At 74.5% G+C, this 3,400-nt stretch carries 2 protein-coding genes; both read left to right on the plus strand.

The features are described 5' to 3' along the window. Positions 1 to 621: TetR/AcrR family transcriptional regulator (locus ACFXGA_RS06570; protein ID WP_378084863.1), on the plus strand; the 621-nt coding region annotated here is incomplete at its 5' end. 275 nt (positions 622 to 896) lie between these two features. Beyond that, on the plus strand, positions 897 to 3,317 hold the full coding sequence (locus tag ACFXGA_RS06575; protein WP_378084864.1) for a hypothetical protein: 2,421 nt from the start codon (positions 897 to 899) through the stop codon (positions 3,315 to 3,317). Positions 3,318 to 3,400: the final 83 nt, after the last annotated feature.

The following is a 3,400-nucleotide window of genomic DNA, read 5'->3' on the forward strand; positions in this document are numbered from 1 at the left end:
GACAAGTGCGACACTTTCGCCGTGTCCGGACTGCGCGAACGCAAGAAGCTCGCCACCCGCACGGCGTTGGCCGACGCCGCGCTGCGGCTGTGCGTGGAGCACGGCCTCGACGGGGTGACCGTCGAACAGGTGGCGACGGAGGCCGGCGTCTCGCTGCGCACGTTCTTCAACTACTTCTCCTCCAAGGAGGAGGCCGTCGTCGCGGGCGACGTCGCGACCGCCGCGGCCTTCGTCCGGGCCTTCGCGGACCGGCCCGCGGACGAGCCCGTGCTGTCCGCGCTGCGCGCCGCCCTGGTCGACGTCGTGTCCGACCGGATCGAGCCGGACCGCGTGGCGCAGCTGCGCGCCCTGCGCCGCACCCCCGCGCTGCTGCCGCACCAGATCGCCGCGTTCGCCGTGCAGGAACGCGAACTCGCCGCCGTGGTCGGCGCACGGGTGGGCGTGGACCCGGCCACCGACCTGTACCCCGCGATGTTCGCCGCCACGACCATGGCCACCCTGCGGGTCGTGGTCGGCTGGTGGCTGGACGCCGCCGAACGGCCCGAGCTGTCCGAGCTGATCGACGTGATGATCGCCCGTCTGGACGCGGGCTTCGCCGCCGTGCGCCCGGACCGCGGCTAGGACCCGGTCCGCCGTTATCGCGTCCCGCCGCGCCGCGGTCCGCCGAAATCGGGGACATCCGGGTGAACGTCCAGTCCGCGCCCACGTGGAATGGAGCACCCCGGTAGGAGCAGATCTCGGGGTACTGCGCTGTCGGTATGCCCGGCCGGCCGCAGGCGGGTGACGGGGGAATCCGGTACCGGTGCAGGTCCATAGCCTGCCTGGGGCCGGGCGATCCGCGCTCCGGCGGAAGCGAAACGAGGTGTACCGCGGTGCGAAGACGTGCGGTGATCCAAGTGGCGACGGGTGCTCTGCTGGCCGCCGCGATGACAGTTCCCGGTGCGGCGGCCGACCCCTCGACCGCGGCGGTGTCGACGTTGACGAAGTCCGTGGGCGGGGTGTCGTCACCCGCCGACCACGGGGCCACCGCCACCTGGGTCGTGGCGTACGACAACAACGGCACCGGCGTCGGCCAGGCCACCGTCACCGACGCCGTGGGCGCGGGGCAGTCCTACGTGACCGGCTCGCTGGACGTGCCGCCCGGCTGGACCCCGTCGTGGTCCACCGACGGCAGCACGTTCCAGACCGCCGAACCCGGCTCCGGCGTGGTCGCGGTGCGCGCGCAGAACCCCACCGCCCGGCCGGGCGGGACGTCGCTGGACGCCCTGCTGACCCCGCCGGTCCAGGCGTCCACCACCGCCACCGGCGGTGACGGGTTCACGCCGCTGCTGCACCGCACGCCCACCGGCGCGCTCCAGGCGTGGAACATCTACCACCACGCGGCGCCGGCCGTGCCGAAGGTCGTGTGCAGCGAGCTGTCCACCGGCCAGCTCTGCGCCGGCGGCCCGTGGCCCAAGCCGCTCAACACCACGCCCGGACCGCTCGGCAGCGGCGCGACCGGCGACATCGGCAGCCCGATGGCGCAGCAGTACTTCCGCGACCCCGCCGCGCCGTCCCAGGTCCTGTACGCCGCGGTGACCCCGTCGTCGATCGGCGTCGGCTGCCTCGACCTCGCCGCCGCGGCGAACTGCGGCTACTGGTCCCTGCTGGCCCGCGGCGGCTCGCCGCTGAGCGTGAACGACCTCGCCGGTTTCGTGGAGGTCGGCGGCAACCTGTACGGCGTGGCGAGCACGGGCCAGGTCGTCTGCTGGAACGTCGCCACCCGCGCCGCGTGCCCCGGCCAGCCGTTCGCGGCGATCGTGCCGCCCAGCAACGCCCAACCGGGCGGGGTGAACGCGTGGTACTACGGCGCGATGACGGTCGTGGCGGGCAAGGTGTTCGCCTCCTCGTCGCAGCCGGGCGGCGGCACCCAGCCCGCCCTGGGCTGCTTCGACCCGGCCACCGGCGCCGCGTGCGCCGGCTGGGCCTCGCCCCGGCCGACCGGCCCCGCCGGGAACTACACCTACAACGCCTACACGGCGTACGGCACGGCGGGCGCGCAGGTCGGCGCCTGCTCCACCACCACGGGCTCGTCGCCCGGCGTGACCACCTGCTACGCCCTGGACGGGTCGGCCCTGGCCGCGCCGTCGTCCGCGGTCGGGCTGCCCGCCGGCGTGATCGCGTTCAACCCGGAGGTCGTCACCGACCCGAACGGGCACATCCGCGGCTACCTGCCGATCTGGGGCGGCCCGTACGCCGGCGCGACGATCTGCCACGACTGGACCACCGCGTCCGCGTGCGCGGGCCTCGCCAACCCGATCACCCACCCGACCGTCAACGGCGGCGTCACCCGGGACTACGGCTACGCCTACGACGTGCCGACGGGCTGCATGATCGGGCTCGGCGACGCGGGCGTGCTGTTCTCGATGGACCCGCTCACGGGCGGCTCGCCGTGCGTGCGCTCCGGCGGCCAGATCAGGCTGACGCCCGGTGACTTCTACTGCGACGGGGCCACCGGCCACGTCCAGGGCTACGGCGCGGCCCGGCTCGTCGGCGTCACGCCCGGCAACGTCGACTTCGGCGCGTCCCGGGTGACCGTCACCGACCAGGACGGCGCCACCGTGGCCACGCCCGGCTTCGCGCCCGACGGCACGGTGGACCTGAGCGGCGTGTCGCCGACCGCCCACCCGACGCTCGACGTCACCACGACGCTGGTGCTGACCAACGGCGCGGACTTCGGCGGCGGCAACCAGCCCCGGCTGGTCGTGGACTTCGTCGGCGACCCGCCGCAGGTGTGCTTCCGCACCACCATCGCCACCGAGTGCGCCGTGACCGACGTGGCCAACACCGCGACCGGCACGGACACCACCGGCGCGTTCAGCTCGAACACCGTCACCGTCCCGGTCGCGCCGGGACCCGCCTGCCGGCCGGTGGTGACGGTGGACAAGGAGATCTGCGCCTCGAAGACCGCGTCCCACTGCGGGCCGAACGGCGCCGGGCCGTGGGCCAAGCAGGCGCCCGTGGGGCTGCTGGGCCTGCTCAACGCCACCGCGTACTGGCGGATCACGGTGACCAACCAGGGTCCGGTGGCGGTCACCGACGCGCGGGTCGTGGACTACGAGGAGCCCGGCTGCGAGGCGGCGGCCGGGACGTTCACGCTCCAGCCGGGTGAGACCAAGCGGTTCTACTGCTCGACCTACGCGGTCATCACGCTGTTCCCGATGACCAACCAGGCCAAGGCGAGCTTCGTCCCGCGCAACTCGCCCGCCGACACCCCGCCGTCGTACTCGGCGTGGTCGTCGGCCACCGCCTGCTCCCTGTTGTGCGCGTTGCGGTAGCCGACCGGCCGGGGGGGGGGCGCGGCGGCCCCACCGGCCCCCCCCCGCGGCGCAGGCGGCCCAGGGGATCGGCAGCGCGGGCA

Origin of the sequence: Actinosynnema sp. NPDC059335 (assembly GCF_042752395.1) — a bacterium.
Taxonomy (GTDB): Bacteria; Actinomycetota; Actinomycetes; order Mycobacteriales; family Pseudonocardiaceae; genus Actinosynnema.